General features: G+C 73.5%; 13 protein-coding genes. 8 read left to right on the forward strand and 5 right to left on the reverse strand.

Translation table 11 applies throughout. The features are described 5' to 3' along the window. Positions 1-243 precede the first annotated feature (243 nt). Entirely contained in the window at positions 244-2,784 is a 2,541-nt protein-coding gene (locus WMF24_RS13575; RefSeq protein ID WP_437736811.1) for a hybrid sensor histidine kinase/response regulator, read from the reverse strand. Positions 2,785-3,132: 348 nt separating this feature from the next. Between WMF24_RS13575 and WMF24_RS13580 the strand changes: the two genes are divergently transcribed. From WMF24_RS13580 to cheB, 7 genes are read left to right on the forward strand one after another with little or no spacing between them, the layout of a single operon-like run. Next, the gene (locus tag WMF24_RS13580) at positions 3,133-3,516 is read left to right on the forward strand and encodes a response regulator (protein ID WP_437736812.1); all 384 of its coding nucleotides are present in this window, start codon (positions 3,133-3,135) and stop codon (positions 3,514-3,516) included. Beyond that, the gene (locus WMF24_RS13585; RefSeq protein WP_437736813.1) at positions 3,513-5,651 is read left to right on the forward strand and encodes a chemotaxis protein CheA; all 2,139 of its coding nucleotides are present in this window, start codon (positions 3,513-3,515) and stop codon (positions 5,649-5,651) included. The genes WMF24_RS13580 and WMF24_RS13585 overlap by 4 nt, the downstream gene beginning before the upstream one ends. Continuing rightward, on the forward strand, positions 5,648-6,085 hold the full coding sequence (locus WMF24_RS13590) for a chemotaxis protein CheW (RefSeq protein WP_437736814.1): 438 nt from the start codon (positions 5,648-5,650) through the stop codon (positions 6,083-6,085). Before WMF24_RS13585 ends, WMF24_RS13590 begins: the two co-directional genes overlap by 4 nt. Further along, positions 6,075-8,615, forward strand: a complete 2,541-nt coding sequence (locus WMF24_RS13595; RefSeq protein WP_437736815.1) for a methyl-accepting chemotaxis protein — start codon at positions 6,075-6,077, stop codon at positions 8,613-8,615. Before WMF24_RS13590 ends, WMF24_RS13595 begins: the two co-directional genes overlap by 11 nt. Continuing rightward, positions 8,612-10,969 carry a HEAT repeat domain-containing protein gene (locus WMF24_RS13600; protein WP_437736816.1) on the forward strand — a complete coding sequence of 786 codons (2,358 nt, stop codon included), beginning with the start codon at positions 8,612-8,614 and terminating at the stop codon, positions 10,967-10,969. The genes WMF24_RS13595 and WMF24_RS13600 overlap by 4 nt, the downstream gene beginning before the upstream one ends. 10 nt (positions 10,970-10,979) lie before the next feature. Further along, positions 10,980-11,810 (forward strand): CheR family methyltransferase, encoded by an 831-nt coding sequence (locus WMF24_RS13605; protein ID WP_437736817.1) that lies wholly within the window; start codon positions 10,980-10,982, stop codon positions 11,808-11,810. Next, complete coding sequence (gene cheB, locus WMF24_RS13610) at positions 11,807-12,844, forward strand: chemotaxis-specific protein-glutamate methyltransferase CheB (protein ID WP_437736818.1); 1,038 nt, start codon at positions 11,807-11,809, stop codon at positions 12,842-12,844. The genes WMF24_RS13605 and cheB overlap by 4 nt, the downstream gene beginning before the upstream one ends. A gap of 28 nt (positions 12,845-12,872) precedes the next feature. Here the strand turns inward: cheB and WMF24_RS13615 are convergent, their stop codons facing one another. Together WMF24_RS13615 and WMF24_RS13620 are read right to left on the reverse strand one after the other, a co-directional pair. Continuing rightward, on the reverse strand, positions 12,873-14,069 hold the full coding sequence (locus tag WMF24_RS13615; RefSeq protein WP_437736819.1) for a putative sensor domain DACNV-containing protein: 1,197 nt from the start codon (positions 14,067-14,069) through the stop codon (positions 12,873-12,875). A 71-nt stretch (positions 14,070-14,140) separates the two neighbouring features. After that, positions 14,141-15,094 (reverse strand): Ku protein, encoded by a 954-nt coding sequence (locus WMF24_RS13620; protein ID WP_437736820.1) that lies wholly within the window; start codon positions 15,092-15,094, stop codon positions 14,141-14,143. Positions 15,095-15,318: 224 nt separating this feature from the next. Here WMF24_RS13620 and WMF24_RS13625 point away from each other — a divergent pair, with 224 nt between their 5' ends. After that, a complete protein-coding gene (locus tag WMF24_RS13625) occupies positions 15,319-15,918 on the forward strand; it encodes a cysteine hydrolase family protein (protein WP_437736821.1) in 600 nt (199 codons plus the stop codon). Positions 15,919-15,980: 62 nt separating this feature from the next. Here WMF24_RS13625 and WMF24_RS13630 read toward each other — a convergent pair whose 3' ends face one another. Both WMF24_RS13630 and WMF24_RS13635 read right to left on the reverse strand, forming a co-directional pair. Further along, complete coding sequence (locus WMF24_RS13630) at positions 15,981-16,526, reverse strand: DUF3341 domain-containing protein (protein ID WP_437736822.1); 546 nt, start codon at positions 16,524-16,526, stop codon at positions 15,981-15,983. A 35-nt stretch (positions 16,527-16,561) separates the two neighbouring features. After that, the gene (locus tag WMF24_RS13635) at positions 16,562-17,071 is read right to left on the reverse strand and encodes a BON domain-containing protein (protein ID WP_437736823.1); all 510 of its coding nucleotides are present in this window, start codon (positions 17,069-17,071) and stop codon (positions 16,562-16,564) included. Positions 17,072-17,296 lie beyond the last annotated feature (225 nt).

Consider the following 17,296-nt stretch of genomic DNA (forward strand, 5'->3'; position numbering starts at 1 on the left):
CGATTACACACAATAATCCTCATCGAGCGCTGCCGACGCGTGCCTCGCCTCCAGGGGGCCCCGTGCGGGCTCGGGGCTGCGACCCGGAGCGCCGCGACGACAATCCGGCGGGGTCTTGTCTACGGTCGGGCGGGGTCTCGTCTACGGTCGGGCGGGATCAGTCGCTGATCTTTCTGAGCCCCATGGCGAGTTCGGCGGGGCCCCACACCGGGCGACGAACACCCTCGCTGGCGGCCGGGCAGCCTATGACCCCCCGTCCTTGGCCCCGGAGAGGTTCGCGAGCACCGCGAGCAGCTCCGCCTGCTCGATGGGCTTGGGAACATGCGTGTTGAACCCCGCCCTGAGCGCTCGCGTCCGGTCCTCCGTGCGCGCATACGCCGTGAGCGCCACCGCCGGCGTCCGCCCGCCGCTCCTCACCGGCAGCGCCCGGATCTTCCGGATGAGCGCATACCCGTCCTCCCCAGGCATCGCGATGTCCGACACGAGCACGTCGGGCTGCAGCGCCTTCAGCGCGAGCAGCGCCTCGGCCGTCGACCCCACGGCCGTCACGTGCGCGCCGCACTGCTCGAGCATCGTGACGAGCAGCTCGCGCGTGTCCTCCTCGTCGTCCACGACGAGCACGTTCAGATCCCGGAGCTCCGGAGGACGATCGCTCTCGCCGGGCGGCCCGCCCAGCCCCGCCCTCCGGCGGTCGCCCGCGCGCTCCGGCTGCGCCGCGAGCGGCAGCCGCACGATGAACGTCGCGCCCTGACCCTCCCCGTCGCTCATCGCCTGCGCCGTGCCGCCGTGCATCTCCACGAGGCTCTTCACGATCGTCAGCCCGAGGCCGAGCCCCCCGTGCTTGCGCGTCGTGCCGCTCTCGGCCTGCCGGAACTGCTCGAAGACGTACGGCAAGAACGACGCGTCGATCCCCTGACCGGTGTCGGACACGACGATCTCCGCCGACCCCTCGGCGCGCTCGAGCCGTATGCACACGAGCCCGCCCCGCGACGTGAACTTCACCGCGTTGCTCAGCAGGTTCCACACGACCTGCTGCAGCCGCCCCGCGTCGCCCGCCACCGGGCCGACGCCAGGGTCGAGGATCGGCTCCAGCCGCACCCCCTTGGCGTCGGCGGCCGGCCGCACCACCTCCAGCGCGGCGTCGATCACGGCCACGAGCTCGACCGGCTGCACGTCGAGCCGGAGCTTGCCCGCCATGATGCGCGAGATGTCGAGCAGATCGTCGACGAGCTGCGCCTGCGCCTGCGCGTTGCGCTCCACCGTCTCCAGCGCCCGCTCGCGACGGTCCTCCGCGAGCTTGCCCGTGCGCAGCATCCGCACCCAGCCGAGGATGGCCGTCAGCGGCGTGCGCAGCTCGTGGCTCATCGTCGCAAGGAACTCGTCCTTCAGGTGGCTCGCCGTCTCGGCCTGGCGGCGGGCCGCCTGCGCGGCCGCGAGCAGCGCCCTCCGCTCCTCCTCCGCCCGCTTCTGCGCCGTGATGTCGAAGAACGACGAGACGACACCAGCGATCGACCCGTCCGGGTCGCGGAGCGGCTGCGCGTTCACCGAGAGCCACTGGACCGCGCCGCCCGGCCGCTCGATGCCGAGCACGACGCCCGACTGCGGCTCGCCGGTCCGGAGCGCGACCTCCGACGGGTACATGTCGACGGGGATCGGCGTGCCGTCCTCGCGGACCGCGCTGGACGCGTCGGCCAGCGTCTTCGACCCGACGATCTCGGCCGCGGGCCGGCCGAGGATCCGCTCGGCGCTCGCGTTCGCGGTGCGGATGACGCCGCGCGCGTCCTGGAGCGTGATGCCCTCCTCGAGCGCGCTGATGATCCCGCGGTGGCGCTCCTCGCTGGCCCGGAGCGCCCGCTCCGCCTCGAGCGCGTCCGTCTCGTCGCGCGAGATCAGCACGGCGCCCGCCGCCGATCCGTCGGGGTGCCGCAGCGGCGACGCCGTGCCGGCGAGCGCGCGGATCGAGCCGTCCGGGCGCACGACGAGCCAGCGCGCGTTCTCGACCTTCTCGCCCCGGAGCGCGCGGCGCAGCGGGCGGTCCTCGAGCGGCAGCGGCCGGCCGTCGAGCGCCAGCAGCTCGTACGGCATCTCCGACTCCACGCCGATGACGGCCTCGCGCTCGGCCACGCCGTGCTGCCGCTGCGCCTCCTGGTTGCAGATGCGGATCACCCCGCGCTCGTCCATCGCCATGATGCCGTCGCCGCTCTGCTCGATGAGCGCGCGCAGGAGATCGCGCTCCACCGCAGCGATCCGCTCGGCCCGCTCGGCGCGCTCGCGGAGCCGCTTCGAGCGCAGGAGCGCCCCGACGCGCGCCGAGAGGGCGGCCGCGGGGCACGGCTTCACGACGTAATCGTCGGCGCCCGCGGCGAGCCCCTCGACGAGGTCCTGCTCCTGCCCGGCCACGGTGAGGATGAGGATCGGGAGCCCGATCGTGGCGGCGCACGACCGGAGGAGCGCGCAGATCTCGGTGCCGGACATGCCCGGCATCACCTGGTCGAGCACGATCACATCCGGGGGCTCGCCCGCCGTCATGCGCTCGAGCATCACCGCGCCGTCCGTGAAGACCTCGACGTCGTACCGCGCGGAGAGGCCGCGCGACGCCATCTCGGCCTCCAGCGGCGAGTCGTCCACGATCCAGACGACCGCGCGCGCCGCGCGCTCGCTCGGCGGAGGCTCCGAGCCCTCGCGAAAGGCGCTTCGCCCCGCCGCGCTCGCGGGGCGCCGCGCGGCGCCCGCCTCCCGCAGCGCGTCGGCGATCAGGAAATCCATCGTTGTGGGCCGATTCATGGTTCTCCAGGAGCAGCGGGGACCGTGAGACTCCTCCCCCCGGAGGGGCCGCTCTCCACGAGGGACCGAGGCCCATAGAGCCGCTGGTTCGTCGCGAGTCGTTGCCGCCCAGTCTCATCTGATCGAGCCCCCACAGTGATGCAAGCCCGACGCCCGCCGAACTCGCCGACAAGCGCGCGCCGCGCAGCCGCGCAGCGCGTCGGGGCGAGCGCAGCCGGGCCGGCGCCGCGCAGCGAGCGCGGTTTTCGGGACGCATCCGACGGGAGATCCCTGATTCTTTGAAATACTTTCCGGCCTTCGATTGACACCTCGCGCGCCGGCCGGTTATTGCGTCGGTCGAGCACCGCTGTGGCAGAGATCCTCGTCGTCGACGACAGCAGAGTGATGCGCGAGATGGTGGTGGCCTGCTTGCGGGCCGATCAGTACACGTTCGCGCACGCGGCGAGCGGGCTCGAGGCGATTGAGACGCTCTCGCTCAGGCCGTTCGATCTCGTCGTCCTCGACCTGAATATGCCCGATATCGGGGGAATCGAGGTCATCGAGTTCATCCGGGGCCAGGACAAGCTGCGGAGCCTGCCGATCCTCGTGGTGACCACCCGCGGTGATGAGGAGTCCCGCGCGCGGGCGCTCGGCGCCGGGGCGTCCGAGTTCATGACGAAGCCGTTCACGCCCGACGCCATCCTGGCGAGCGTGCGGTCGCTGCTGGGGAGCCGCGCCGCGAACACGGGATGAGCGACGCGCTCGACGTCAACGAGTTCGTTGCCGGCTACCTCGTCGAGGTGGAAGAACACCTCTCCGCGTCGACCGCGAACCTGCTCGCCGCCGAGGCAGCCCTCCGCACAGGCGACTCGAACCCGAAGGCGATCCGGGAGCTGTTCCGCTCTCTCCACACGATCAAGGGCCTCTCCGCCATGGTCGGCGTGGAGCCGATCGTCGACATCGCCCACGGCATGGAGGCCGTGCTCCGGGCGGCGGACCGGGCGGCAGGGCGGCTCTCCGCCCCGTCGATCGAGGTGCTGGTCCGCGGGCTCAGGGCCATCGAGGAGCGGACCCGGGCGCTCGCCAACAAGCAGCCGGTGCCGCCCGCCGCGCCCGCGCTCCTCGACGCCCTCTCCGCGCTCGACGTCGCCTCCTCTCCGCCGCCGCCCCCGCCGGAGATCAGCGTCGAGCCCGAGATCCTCGCCAAGCTCGGGCCGAGCGAGCGAATGCAGCTCGCGCAGGGCGTGGCGGGCGGGCGGCGCGCGCTGCGGGTCGACTTCGTCCCGTCGCCGGCGCGCACGGCCGAGGGGCTCAACATCACGAGCGTCCGCGAGCGCGTCGGCAAGATCGCCGAGATCGTCAAGGTCGTCCCGCTCTCCGTCCCGGCGAGCGACAGGGCGCCGGGCGGCATCGCGTTCGCGCTGCTCGTGCTCACGAGCGCCTCGGACGAGGAGCTCGCGGGCGCGGCGGCCGCGGAGGTCGTCCGCCCGCTCGCCGTGGCGGCCCCGGCCCCGCTGGCCGTCCCCGAGCCGATCGATCAGGAGCTCGACGAGCCGGCGGAGCGGGAGCCCCGGCTCCGCGGCGTCGTGCGCGTCGAGGTGGCGCGCCTCGACGACGCCCTCGACAAGCTGTCGGCGCTCGTCGTCACGCGCTTCCGGCTCGCCCGCGCGGCCGCGGATCTGCGCGCCCGCGGGGTGGACGTCCGCGATCTCGCGGAGATCCTCCGCGAGCACGACCGCCAGCTCCGCGACCTGCGCGGCGCCATCATGCGCGCGCGCATGATCTCCGTGACCGAGCTCCTCGAGCGCGTGCCGCTCGTCGTGCGCGGGCTCGGCCGCGCCACGGGCAAGGAGGTCCGGATCGAGATCGACGCGGGCAAGGCCGAGCTCGACAAGGCCGTGGCCGAGCGCATCTTCCCGGCGATCGTGCACCTGCTCCGCAACGCGGTCGATCACGCGATCGAGCCGCCGGCCGACCGGCGCCGGCTCGGCAAGCCCGAGGAGGGCGTGATCCGGGTCTCCTGCTTCGAGCGCTCCAACAACCAGCTCGAGCTGAGCGTCGCCGACGACGGCCGCGGCATCGACCGCGCCCTCGTGGCGCGGCGGGCCGGCCGCCCCGCGCCCGACACCGAGGCGGCGCTGCTCGACCTCCTCACGCTCCCCGGGCTGTCGACGCTCGACAAGGCGACGAAGACGAGCGGCCGCGGGCTCGGGATGGACATCGTCCGGCGCATCGCCGTCGAGCAGCTCGGCGGCGAGCTCTCCGTGAGCACGGCGCGCGGCGCCGGCACCACCTTCACCCTGAGGATCCCGCTCACGCTGACCATCGTCGACGCCTTCTCGTTTCTGTGCGGTGACCAGCCGTTCGTGACGCCCGTCGCGGGCGTGGAGGAGGTCATGGAGATCGATCCGGCCCGCATCATCCGCGGCCCGGCCCCGGGCCGCGGCCGGGGCGGCGCAGAGCTGCCAGCCTCCGGCCGCGCCCGGGGAGGTGCAGAGTTGTCAGCCCCGGGCCGCGCCCGGGGAGGTGCAGCGTTGCCAGCCCCGGGCCGCGCCCGGGGCGGCGTCGAGTTGATCGAGCGCCGCGGCGAGGTCGTGCCGCTCGTCGACCTCGGCGCCCTCTTCGACCTCGGCCCCCTCGGCGCCGGCAGGGCGCTCGTCGTGCGGCGCAACGGCGCGCCGTTCGCGTTCGGCGTCACCCGCGTGCTCGGCCAGCAGGAGGTCGTCGTGCGGCCGCTCGAGGACCCGCTCGTCAAGGTGCCGGGCGTGAGCGGCTCGACCGATCTCGGCGACGGCCGCCCCACGCTCGTCCTCGACCTCGTGACGCTCAGCGGCCGGCTCTCGTCGGGACAGGGCGGCCAGGCGGCCCTGGCGCGGGTGGGCTCGTGAGCGACCTCCACGTGGTCCTCAAGGTGGCCGACACCGAGTACGCCATCTCCGCGGCGGACGTGCTCCACATGGAGTCGTTCACCGGGGCGACGCGCGTGCCGGGGACGCGCCCCTACGTCGGCGGCCTCATCCAGATCCGGGGCCGCGTCGTGCCCGTCGTCGATCTGCGCGCGCGCTTCGGGCTGCCGACCATCGAGCCCACGCTGGACTCGCGCGTGATCGTCGTCCAGAGCGGAGGTCGCACCGTGGGCCTGCTCGTCGACAGCGCGCGCGAGGTCGTCAACATCGCCGCCGACGAGCTCCGCCCGCCCCCGGAGGTGATGGCGGAGGAGAGCGCCGGGTTCGTGAGGGCGGTCGCGAAGCTCGGGAAGCGGCTCGTCATGCTCGTCGACGTCGGCAGGGTCATCGGTGAGGAGCAAGATCATGGCAGCTGAGGCAATCGCGGACATCGACGGGGCGCTCGCGAAGGTGGAGCAGGCCGAGCGCTCGCTGCGCCAGGCGGCGACGACGGCGGCCGGCGTCGAGCAAGCCGCCGCGCGCATCGCCGCGCTGGGCGCCGAGCACGCCGCCGCCGGCAAGGAGCAGGGGGCCGCGGCCGGCGCGCTCGCGGGCGAGCTCGAGGAGGCAGGGGCGGCGGCGCAGGCGCTCGCCCGGTCGGGCCAGCGGATCAGCGGCGCCGTGGGCGACGCCGTCCACGGCCTCGAGGCGACCGCGACCGGGCTCGGCGCGCTCTCCCCCGCGCTCTCCGGCGTGAAGGGCGACGCCGACACGCTCGCCGAGTCCGCGGAGACCACCGCGGCGGCGCTCGAGGAGATCGCCCGCTCGGTGAAGGCGGTGAGCGCCAACGCCGAGGAGCTCGCGTCGTCCAGCGAGGAGCTCCTCGCCTCGGTCTCCGTCACGAGCGGGGCCTCCGACGAGGCCGCGAGCCGCGGCGCGAGCAGCGCCTCGGCGCTCGAGGAGATCGCGGCCACCATCGAGGAGATGTCGAAGGGCATCGGCCGCCTCTCGACCGACGCCAGGGACGTCGGCGCGCAGATCGCGACGATCGCCGGCGCCGCCACGGGCGTGACCGGCTCCCTCGAGCGCGTCGCGCGGGACACCACCGAGATGGCGAGCGCGGTCGAGGAGACCGCCGCGACCGCCGAGCAGATGGCGCGGTCGATCCGCGGGGTGGCGGAGAGCGCGCGGGCCCTCGACGCGAGCGCCTCGACGACCGCGAGCACGATCACGGAGATCGCGAGCTCGGTCGAGGAGGTCGCGGCCACGGCCGAGAAGAACGCGGCGACCATCGAGGCGAACGCCGTCGCCGCCGAGGAGCTCGCGCGCACCGCGCAGCAGGTCGCGCAGAGCGCCGAGCAGATAAACGGGCTCGCCGCCAGCAACGCCGCGGCCTCGTCGCAGGTCGAGACCGCCACGCGGCGGATCGTCGGCATCGTCGAGACCGCGCGCACGACCGCCGAGCAGGGCGTCGCGACCGCCCGCCAGGGCGCCTCGACGGTGGGCAGGTCGATCGCCGGCCTCGGCAGCATCCGGCAGGCGATGGTCGACTCCGCGTCGGTCATGAAGGAGATGGGCAAGCGCGCCGAGGAGATCGGCGACATCGTCCAGACGATCAACCTGATCGCCGACCGCACGAACCTCCTGTCGCTGAACGCCAGCATCGAGGCCGCCCGCGCGGGGGAGCACGGCCGCGGCTTCGCCGTCGTCGCCGAGGAGATCCGCAACCTGGCGGACCGGGCCGCCGTCTCGAGCGCCGAGATCGCCAAGATCGTCCGCGCGCTGCAGGCGAGCGCGCGCGAGGCGGTCTCCGCGTCGACCGAGGGCGTGAAGGTCGCGGACGAGGGCACCCGGCTCGCGGGCGACGCCGAGCGCGCGCTCGCGACCATCCTGCAGGGGGTCGAGGAGCTCGGCCGCTCGATCCGCGACATCGACCGGGCGAACGCCGACCAGGTGCAGGCGGTGGGCTCGCTGGCCCAGACCGCCGCGCGCATGAGCGACGAGGGCAAGGCGATCGCGCGCTCCGCGGCCGAGCAGACGAAGGCGATCCAGGCGCTCGCGCAGGGCAGCACCGAGATGCGCCGCATGGCCCGGCAAACGAAGGAGGCGACCGCCGAGCAGGCGCACGCGCTGCGCGACGCCGTGAAGGTCAACGCGCAGCTCACCCAGAGCGCCGAGCGGGTGTCGCGGGCCATGGAAGAGCAGGCGACGGGGGCGGGCCAGCTCGCGAAGGTCGCGGCGCAGATGCGCGCGCTCACGAGCCAGACGAACAGCGCCATGGCCGAGCAGACGCGCGCGCTGGCGAGCATCTCGGCGCTCACGCAGGACGCCTCCAGCGCGGCGCAGCGGATGGTCGCGGGGCTCGCGGAGCAGGCGGGCGGCGCGGCCGAGGTGGCGCGCACGATGGACGACATCCGCAAGCTGTCGGCCCAGTCCGCGAAGGGGTTCGGCGACCAGGCGCGGGCCGCGAAGCAGCTCGAGGCGTCGGCCCGCCAGGTCGCGCGGCTCGCGGCGTCGGTGACCGCCGCCGCGGCGGACCAGAGCAAGGCGACGTCGGCGCTCGCGAAGGAGGGGGAGGCGGTGCGCCGCATCGCCCGGCAGACGGCGCGCGCGGTGACCGAGCAGGTCGAGTCCGTGGCCGCGCTCGCCTCGGGCGCGGGCCGCCACGCGTCGGCGCTCCGGGACATCGCCAGGGCGGCGTCGGAGCAGGCGACCCGGAGCGAGCAGCACGCCGCCTCGCTCGCGCGGCTGCGCGACCCGCTGCGCGAGCTGCTCGCCGCGGTGGTCAAGCACGCGCGGGACTCCGGGGCGGTCGCAACCGACGCCGGCTACGTGCTGGAGCAGGTCGGCCGCATCCGGCACGCGAACAGCGAGCACGTCGACGCGATCGCGGGCGTCTCCGCCGCGATCGCGCAGCTCAGGGCGAACGGGAAGCAGCCCCACGCGCCGCCGCCGGAGACCCCGTGACCGCGCGGCGGCCCCCGCTCGCCGTCTCGGAGCCGGAGCGGCAGCGCGTCGAGCAGGTCGATCGGCTCACCGCCTCCGGCGGCCCCGGGGTGCCCGCGCTCGTCGAGATGCTCGCGGACCCGAGCTGGACCGTGCGGCGGGCCGTCGTCGCGTCGCTCGCCGCGCTCGGCGACGCGGCGGTGCGACCGCTCTGCGCGTGCCTCAGCGCGCGGCGCGACAGCGAGGCGCGCATCGCCGCCGCGGTCGACGCGCTCGTCGCCTCCCTCGGCGACGTCGACGGGCCCGTGCTCGAGCTGACCCGCGATCCGCGCCCCGCCGTCGTCGCCGACGCGGCGCAGATCCTCGGCCGCCGCGCCAGCGCCAAGGCCGTCCCCCGGCTCGCGGAGCTCACGTCGCACGAGGACGACAACGTCGCCGTCGCCGCGATCGAGGCGCTCGGCCGCGTCGGCGGCAGGGCCGCCGTCGACTCGCTCGTGGATGCCGTCACCAGCGGAAATTTCTTCCGCGTCTTCCCCGCGATCGACGTGCTGGGCCGGAGCGGCGATCCGCGCGCGATCGAGCCGCTGTCGGCCCTCCTCGACGATCCGCGGTACGTCCTCGAGGCGGCGCGGGCGCTCGGCCGCACCGGCAGCCGGAGCGCCGTGTCGCCGCTGATGCGCCTGCTCGCGCGCCCGAGCGACGCTGTCGCGCGCGTCGCCGCGGTGGCGCTCGCCGAGCTGCGCGAGCGGTACCGCGACCGCTACGGCACGGTGGAGCCGATCGACGAGGCGCTCCGGAGCGAGGTGCCGGCGCCGGGCGCGGCGCGGCGGCTCTCGCACAGCCTCGCGGGGGCGGACGCGGGCGAGCAGGCGATGATCTGCGGCGTGCTCGGCGCGATCGGCGGCGAGGACGTCCTCCTCGACCTGACCCGCCTGCTCGACGCCGAGCCCCCCGTGGCGAGCGCCGCGGCCGACGCGCTCTGCCGGCTGTCCCGCAGCGCGGACGCCCGGGTGCTCGCGGCGCTGCGCGACGGCGACAGCGCGCGCCGGCTCCTCTTGCTGCCGCTCGTCCGCGGCGCCGCGGCCACGGACGACGTCCTCCGCTGCCTCGCCGATCCGGACCCGGAGGTCCGCGCGGCGGCGTGCGACGCGCTCGGGCGCATCGCGGATCCCCGCGCGGCGGCCGCGCTGTTCCAGCTCCTCGACGACCCGAACCCCCGCGTGGCCCACGCCGCGATGACGGCGATCCAGTGCGTCGGCGGGGCGGAGGTCGAGGCGCTCGCGCTCGCGGCGGCGCGCGAGGGGTCGCCCGCCGCGCGGCGGGCGGCGCTCCGGATCCTCGCCTACTTCGCGCCCCCGTCGGCGCTGCCGATCTTCGTCGAGGGCCTCCGCGACCCCGATCTGCGGCTGCGGGAGCGGGCGATCCACGGCCTGGCGTGCTTCGCGGACCCCGCGGCGATCGAGGCGCTCGTCGCCGTGGCGGCCGACCCCTCGGAGCGCGTGCGCGCGGTGGCGATGCGGGCGCTCGGGCAATCGCAGCGCGACGCGCGCGTCGTCGAGGCGCTGCTCCGCGGCCTCCGCGACGAGGACGCCTGGGTCCGCTACTACGCTTGCCAGTCGCTCGGGAAGCTCGGCTGGGAGGCGGCGGCCGGGGCGATCGCCGAGCGGCTCCGCGACGAGAGCGGCCAGGTGCGCGTGGCGGCGGTCGAGGCGCTGTCGGGCATCAAGGGCGAGCTGGCGCTCGCCGCGCTCGAGGAGGCCGCCCGCGAGAGCGACACGGACATGCGGCGCTCGGCGCTGATCGGCCTCGGCATCGCCGGCCGGGAGGAGTCGCTGCCGACGCTGCTCGGCGCGCTCTCGTCGCCGGACGTGGCGACCCGGCTGGTCGGGGTCTCGGCGATCTCGGGCTTCCCGTCGCCCGAGGTGCTGCCCGCGCTCGTGCGCGCCGCGGGCGACCCCGACGAGAGCGTGCGCGCCGCGGCGACGAGCTTCATCGCGGGGCGGCCCGGGGTCCAGGCGACGAGGAGCCTCGTCGCGCTGCTCGTCGCCTCGACGGCGCCGGCCCCGCTGCTCGCCGCGCTGTCCACGCCCGTGCCCGGGCGGGTCGAGGGGATCCTCGAGGCGCTCGCGACGGCGGACGACGAGCTCTCGCCCCTGCTCACCGCGGCGCTCGCGCGGATGCGGGTGCCCGAGGCGCACGCCGCGCTCGTCGAGGCGCTCCGGCTGCCGCGCGCCCCGGCGCGCAAGGCGGCGGCCACGACGCTCGGCGCGGTGGCCACGCGCGAGGCGTTCGCCGCGGTCGAGCTCGCGTCGCGGACCGATCCGGATCCCGAGGTGCGGCGCGTCTCCGCGTCCGTCCTCTCGCAGTGGGCGTGAGGCCGTGGTCATGACGAGCCGCCTCCCCATCTCGCCGCAGGTCTTCGCGATCTTCAGCGCGCTCATCGCCGAGAAGATCGGGATCCACTACGACGCGGGGGATCGCGAGCTGCTCGGCGACAAGCTGTCGGTGCGCGCCATCGAGGCCGGGTTCGACTCGCTGCTCGACTACTACTACTTCCTCCGCTACGACCCGGCGGGCGCGGCCGAGCTCGACGCGCTGATCGACGCGCTCGTCGTGAACGAGACGTACTTCTTCCGCGAGCTCCCGCAGCTCGAGGTCGCGATCGCCGAGTTCGTCGCGCCGCGGGCGGCGGCGGGGGCGCGGCCGCGGATCTGGTCGGCGGCCTGCGCGACCGGCGAGGAGCCGCTGACGATCGCGATGCTGCTGGCCGAGCGGGGCCTCCTCGACAAGGTCGAGCTCGTCGCGAGCGACGTCAGCGCGCGGGCGCTCGCGCGGGCCCGGTCCGGCGTGTTCGGGCCGCGCTCGATCCGGACCAACGCCCCGCCGCCCCCGTTCGCCGCCCGCTGGCTCCAGGTGGCGCCCGACCGCGTCACCGTGAGCGCCGAGCTCCAGCGGGCGATCGACTGGCGGCGCATCAACCTGCTCGACGCGGACGAGATCGCGTCGCTCGGGCGGTTCGACGTGATCGTCTGCCGCAACGTGCTCATCTATTTCCACGACAACACGGCGCGGTGGGTGGTCGGCAACCTCTCGGGGGCGCTCGTCGAGGGCGGGGTCCTCCTCGTCGGGGTCTCCGAGTCGCTCCTGCGGCTCGGCACCGCGCTCGCATGCGAGGAGCGGGGCGGCGTGTTCGTTTACCGGAAGGCCGAGCGATGAAGACCCCTCCTGTCCGCGTGCTCGTTGTCGACGACTCTGCGTTCGTGCGCAAGGTGCTGCGGCAGGTCCTCAGCGCGAGCCCCTCGATCGAGGTGGTCGATACGGCGATGGACGGCCTGGACGCGCTGGAGAAGATCGCGCGCTGCAAGCCGGATGTCGTCACGCTGGATCTCGTGATGCCGAACCTCGACGGCATCGGCGTGCTCGGGTCGCTGCCGCGCGACGGCGCGCCGCGGGTCGTCGTCGTCAGCAACGCCGAGGCGGACAGCGAGCTCGGCGTCCGGGCGCTCCAGCAGGGCGCGGTCGACATCGTCGAGAAGCCGACGTCGCTCGCGACAGATCGCCTGTTCGAGCTCTCGGACGAGCTGGTCCGCAAGGTCCTCGCCGCGGCCGTGGCGAGGCGGCCCGTCGCCGAGCCGCGCCCGCGGCCTTCGTCGGTCGTGCCCGCGGCGCTCCCGGTGCCGGCGCGCACGCGGCTCGTCGTCGTCGGCGCGTCGACCGGCGGCCCTCAGGCGCTGACGCGGCTGCTCACGGCGCTGCCCCGCGGGTTCCCGGTTCCCGTCGTCGTCGCGCTGCACATCCCCGCCGGCTACACCGAGTCGCTGGCGCGCCGCCTGGACGAGGCGAGCGCCGTCTCGATCGTCGAGGCGTCGGAGGATCTCGAGCTCCGGCCCGGGCTGGCGGTCATCGCGCGCGGGGGCCGGCACCTCGAGGTGAAGCGGCACCTGGAGCGCGCCAGCGTGCGTTTCGCGCAGGCGTCCAGCACGTCGCTGTATTGCCCCTCGGTCGATCTGCTCTTCGCGAGCGCGGCGGCCGAGCTCGGATCGGGCGTCCTCGGGGTCGTGCTGACGGGCATGGGCGACGACGGCCTGGAGGGCTCCCGCGCGATCCACAAGGCGGGCGGGAGGGTCCTCGCAGAGGCCGAGTCGTCCTGCGTCGTCTACGGCATGCCCCGCCGCGTGCAGGAGGCCGGGCTCGCCGCGGCCGAGGCGCCCATCGACGAGATGGCGGCGCTGATCGTGCGCCACCTCTGAGCGGCCCCCATCCCGCCCTGGCGCCCCGTCACAGCGGCCAGTAAACGACCTTCCCCTCGATCTCCTGGAACGTGGCCGCGAGCCCGTCCTGGGAGACGATGAAGGCGATCCGCTCCGGGTACCCCGCCACGAACGCCGCTGCCGCGCGGTGGCGGGTGCCCCGCGCGTCGAGCGACCAGTTCGCGTCCATCCGCTGGTCCGGGGTGGCGGCGAAGATCTCGGAGATGATCTGCTTGCCCGGGGGCAGCTTCGCGCCGAACGCGAGCACGTCGAGGGTGTGGCTCATCACCACCGCCCCGTCGACGGTCGTCAGCCGGACGATCAGGTCGAGGAGGCGACTCACGCGGTCGTGGCCCGTCGCTGACCGGTCCGGGGCGCACGCGTGCGCCTTCCCGGGCGCCTGCTGCGGCGCGTCCGGCAGAGAGGCCCTGTGCGCGGCGGCGATGTCCAGGATGGCTGAGCCGAGGCACAGCGCTGGATCCAGCCGCTTCACCTCGGTGTCGAACGGATTGCCCTCCTCGCCGAAGAGCTGCGGCAGGCCCTCTCCCGGCCCCAGGACGGCGAGGAGCCCTCCGCGCCCGAGCTCGACCATCGCCTCGACGATGCGCAGGAGGTAATTGCGCACCTGGCGGGCGAGCGGCCTCGCGTGCTCGCCGAAGACGGTCCGCTCGATGGAGTCGAGCTGAGGCCGGTGCTTGGGCATCCACGTGCGAAGGGCGCCGCGCTCGTAGCGGACGACCTCCCACTCGCCGCGGTACACGGCCACGACGCCCGGCTTCGGGACGACGACGCGCACGAGACGATCGATATCGACCGACTGGCGGCTGTGCGGCGTCGCGAAGCCGGCGATCACGAGCGACCCTTCCTGCGGAACCACGGAGAGGAAGGAGCGTGGCCACGCGCACGCCGAGGCCAGGTTGGCCACGTGCTCCACGTCGAACGCCATGGTGGACCCGAACCTCACGAGGTCCCACGCGGGCCCCTCGGCCTCGAAGTCGGCGGGGCTCCCGGTGAAGACGATCCCGACCGGGTTCAGGCGCCCCTCCTCGGTCGCCATGGACGCGAAGAACATCGTCTCGATGAGCTGTGTCAGGACGTCCGCGGAGACGGACGGCGCGCCGGGAGCGCCCGTGGGACTCACGGCCATCCGCTGCGCCGCGAGCTGGGACTGCGCCTCCAGCTCGAGGAACGCGGCCGTGACGTCCGAGGGATACTTGGGGCGCATGAGCTCGGTATATCACAGGGGCGCCACGGGTCAGCTCGGCGGCCCGCCGCGCTGACCCGTGGCGCAGCGCGCTACGCGGCCCGGCGCGAGCCGCTCTTTCGCTTGGGGGTGTCCGCCTTGTCTGCCTTGTCTGTCTTGTCCGCCTTGTCCGCCTTGCGCACCTTCGGGCTGGCCGCGCTCGACTCCTTGTCGTCGTTCGCGGCCTTTCCGCCCTTCGCGCCGAGGCTCTTCTTGAGCAGCGCGATGAGGTCGACCGTGCCCGTGTCGCGGGCGCGGTCCTCCTCCTCCGGGGCCTCCGCCGGGGTCGTCGTGTCGCCGGACTTCACCTTCTTCTCGATGAGCTTCATCACGTCATCGCGGTACTCGTCCTTGTATTTCTCCGGCTTCCACGCGGTCGACATCTCGGCCACGAGCCGCTCCGCCATCTCGAGCTCCCGCTTGCCGAGGCCCTTCCCCTCGGCGTCCATCTCCGGCAGGTCGAGCTCCTCGTCGGAGCGGAGCTCGTGCGCGAACCGGAGCAGGTTCAGCACGAGCGCGCGGCCGCGCGGCCTCACCGCCGCGAGGTGCTCGCGCGTCCGGATCACCACCTTCGCGATCCCGACCTTCCCCGTCTTCCGCAGCGCCTCGCGCAGGAGCACGTACGCCGTCACGGGTGATTTCTTCTTCGTGTTCTGCGACGCCGGGGCGAGGTAATACGGCTTGTCGTAGTACATCGGGTCGATGTCGGCTTCATCCACGAAATCGAGGATGTCCACGGTCTGCGTCGCCTCGACGTTCGCGCGGCGCAGGTCCTCGTCGGAGATCACGACGTACTCGTCCTTCTCGTACGGATAGCCGCGGACGATATCGTCCCAGCTCACCGGTTCGCCCGTCTCCCGGTTCACGCGCTCGTAGCGGATCGGCGTCATGTTCCGCTTGTCGAGCTGCTTGAAGTGGAGCTCGTTGGGCTCCTCCGCGGGGAAGAGGGCCACCGGGATCTGCACGAGCCCGAAGCTGATACTCCCTTTCCAGATGCTGCGCGGCATGCGCTCTCCTTCCGGCGTGGTCTCCGCCGTGGTTCCACCCTGGGCCCGCCCAGAGGTCCGTTCGAGGTGTGTACCAGGAGAGCAATGCAAGCCGGCGGCCGACGGCTCGAACCGGCCGTTCGGGCGTTGCGGCCTTGCGTGACGTCGCATTTCGCCCCGGCGCACCGGGCGGCGTGGCGATTGCTGCCCCGCTCGTCTGTGTTCGTTGTATACGAACAGACGTCATGCCGCGGCGGACCCACGACCTGCACGGAGCTGCGCCGGACAACAGCCGGACCGCGCTGCTCCTGATCGACGTCATCAACGACCTGGACTTTCCGACGGGAGACCGGCTGCTCGCCCACGCGCTCCCGATGGCGCACCGCATCCGGGCGCTGAAGCAGCGGTGCCGCGACGCTGGCATCCCCGCGGTCTACGTGAACGACAACTTCGGCCGCTGGCAGTCGAACTTCCACCGGCAGATCGAGCACTGCCTTGAAGAGGGCGTCCGCGGCCGGGAGATCGCGGCGCTGCTGCGGCCCGAGGAGGACGACTACTTCGTCCTCAAGCCCAAGCACTCGGGCTTCTACGGCACCACGCTCGAGATCCTCCTCGAGTCGCTCGGCGCGCAGACGCTCATCCTCACCGGCATGGCGGGGAACATCTGCGTCCTGTTCACCGCGAACGACGCGTACATGCGAGATTACCGGTTGGTCGTCCCCTCGGACTGCGTCGCATCGGAGAGCGAGGAAGACAACGTCTACGCGCTCCGCCAGATGGAGCGCTTCCTCAAGGCCGATGTGAGGCCCTCGGACGAGGTCGACCTCGAGCGGCTGCCCGCCTGACGCCGCGAAGGGGGCCGGGCGCCAGGCGGGCAGTCGCTCTCGGTCAAGTCGTGCGGGTCAGGTCAGGCGACCGCCCTGTCCTTCCTCGAGATGCCCTCTTCGCTGAGGACCGCGATGTCGGTCGCGCCGCCGCGCTCGAGGATCTGCTTGGCCAGCGAGCGCTCCTCGCTGTTCTCCACGTGGACCGAGATCAGGATGTTGCCGCCCTTGATCTTGCCCTCGTACTGCTTGGCCTCCACCTCGGGGATGCCGAGCCCGATCAGGGCGCCGGTCACGCCGCCGACGGCGGCGCCGGCCGCCGCGCCGCTCAGCGCGGCCATGATGGGCCCGGCCGCGATGAACGGCCCGAGCCCCGGGATGGCGAGCGCGCCGATGCCGGCGAGCAGGCCGATGGTCCCGCCGATGGCGCCGCCCGCGCTCGCGCCGGCCGTCGCGCCCTCGGGCGCCTTCGTGTTCTTCTCGTGCGCGAAGTCCCGCGTCCCGTGCTTGTCCGGGAACAGCGCCGAGATGTCGCTGGTCAGGAAGCCGGCGCGCTGTAGCTCGCCGACGATGATGTCTGCCTGAGCGAGCGTGCTCACGAGGCCCAGGACCGCCTTCTTCGTTGCCATGGTGTCTCCCTTTCAGACTGGTTCTTCGGACCGGTTCAGTCCGCGTCCACTTCGAGCTGGTTGTCGACCCGCTGCACGCCCGGGATCCCTTGTGCGATCGCGGCGATGTCAGCCTTTTCCTTGTCGCTCTTCACCGGGCCGCGCAGCGTGACGACCTGCCCGTTCGTGATGATCTTGACGTTCTTCGCGTTCATCGACAGCGTGTCGTTCGCGACGACCGCCTGCCGGATCTTCTGCGTGATGGTACGATCGGCCTCGTTCTCGCCCTGGTCGCCGGGCGTCAGCGCGGCGGGGTCGCGGTCGCGATCGTTCTTGTCCGTGTTGTCGGCCGGCGTCGGCGTGGGGTTGTTCGCCCGCTGGGCGATCTCGCCCTGCACCGCCGCGGTGTCCTTGCCGTCCCCACGAGGCGTGCCTTCTGCTCGATCGCAGCCGACTGCGGCCCCGATCGAGAGAGACATCACGAAAAAGAGTTTCGCTGTGTTCATGCCCGGACCCTGTCGCAAGGCGCGGGCCATCCTCCATTGCAGAGAGCGCTTGCGCAGCACGGCTGGGGTCGGGGCGGAGCGCGGAGGCTCTCGCGCCGGGCTGATGAGATGCCTTGTTCCGCGCCGCATCATGAGAGGCCGATCCTCGCGTCCGGACGCGACGCACAGCGGTAACGGGCTCATGCGCCGTTTCATGGCGGAGCGCCTCAGGTGAGGCGAAGTGCCCCGTGCAGGGGATGGCAGAACAGGGATAATCGGCCATCCCGGACGAAATGTGTCGAGCGG

This window comes from Sorangium sp. So ce1335, assembly GCF_051521615.1.
In the GTDB taxonomy this organism is placed as follows: Bacteria; Myxococcota_A; Polyangia; order Polyangiales; family Polyangiaceae; genus Sorangium.

What these genes read in the sequence shown, in the direction of transcription:
- WMF24_RS13575 (WP_437736811.1), bottom strand. Translation starts at nt 2,784, where the DNA reads ATGAATCGGCCCACAACGATGGATTTCCTGATCGCCGACGCGCTGCGG.
- WMF24_RS13585 (WP_437736813.1), top strand. Translation starts at nt 3,513, where the DNA reads ATGAGCGACGCGCTCGACGTCAACGAGTTCGTTGCCGGCTACCTCGTC.
- WMF24_RS13595 (WP_437736815.1), top strand. Translation starts at nt 6,075, where the DNA reads ATGGCAGCTGAGGCAATCGCGGACATCGACGGGGCGCTCGCGAAGGTG.
- WMF24_RS13605 (WP_437736817.1), top strand. Translation starts at nt 10,980, where the DNA reads ATGACGAGCCGCCTCCCCATCTCGCCGCAGGTCTTCGCGATCTTCAGC.
- cheB (WP_437736818.1), top strand. Translation starts at nt 11,807, where the DNA reads ATGAAGACCCCTCCTGTCCGCGTGCTCGTTGTCGACGACTCTGCGTTC.
- WMF24_RS13615 (WP_437736819.1), bottom strand. Translation starts at nt 14,069, where the DNA reads ATGCGCCCCAAGTATCCCTCGGACGTCACGGCCGCGTTCCTCGAGCTG.
- WMF24_RS13620 (WP_437736820.1), bottom strand. Translation starts at nt 15,094, where the DNA reads ATGCCGCGCAGCATCTGGAAAGGGAGTATCAGCTTCGGGCTCGTGCAG.
- WMF24_RS13625 (WP_437736821.1), top strand. Translation starts at nt 15,319, where the DNA reads ATGCCGCGGCGGACCCACGACCTGCACGGAGCTGCGCCGGACAACAGC.
- WMF24_RS13630 (WP_437736822.1), bottom strand. Translation starts at nt 16,526, where the DNA reads ATGGCAACGAAGAAGGCGGTCCTGGGCCTCGTGAGCACGCTCGCTCAG.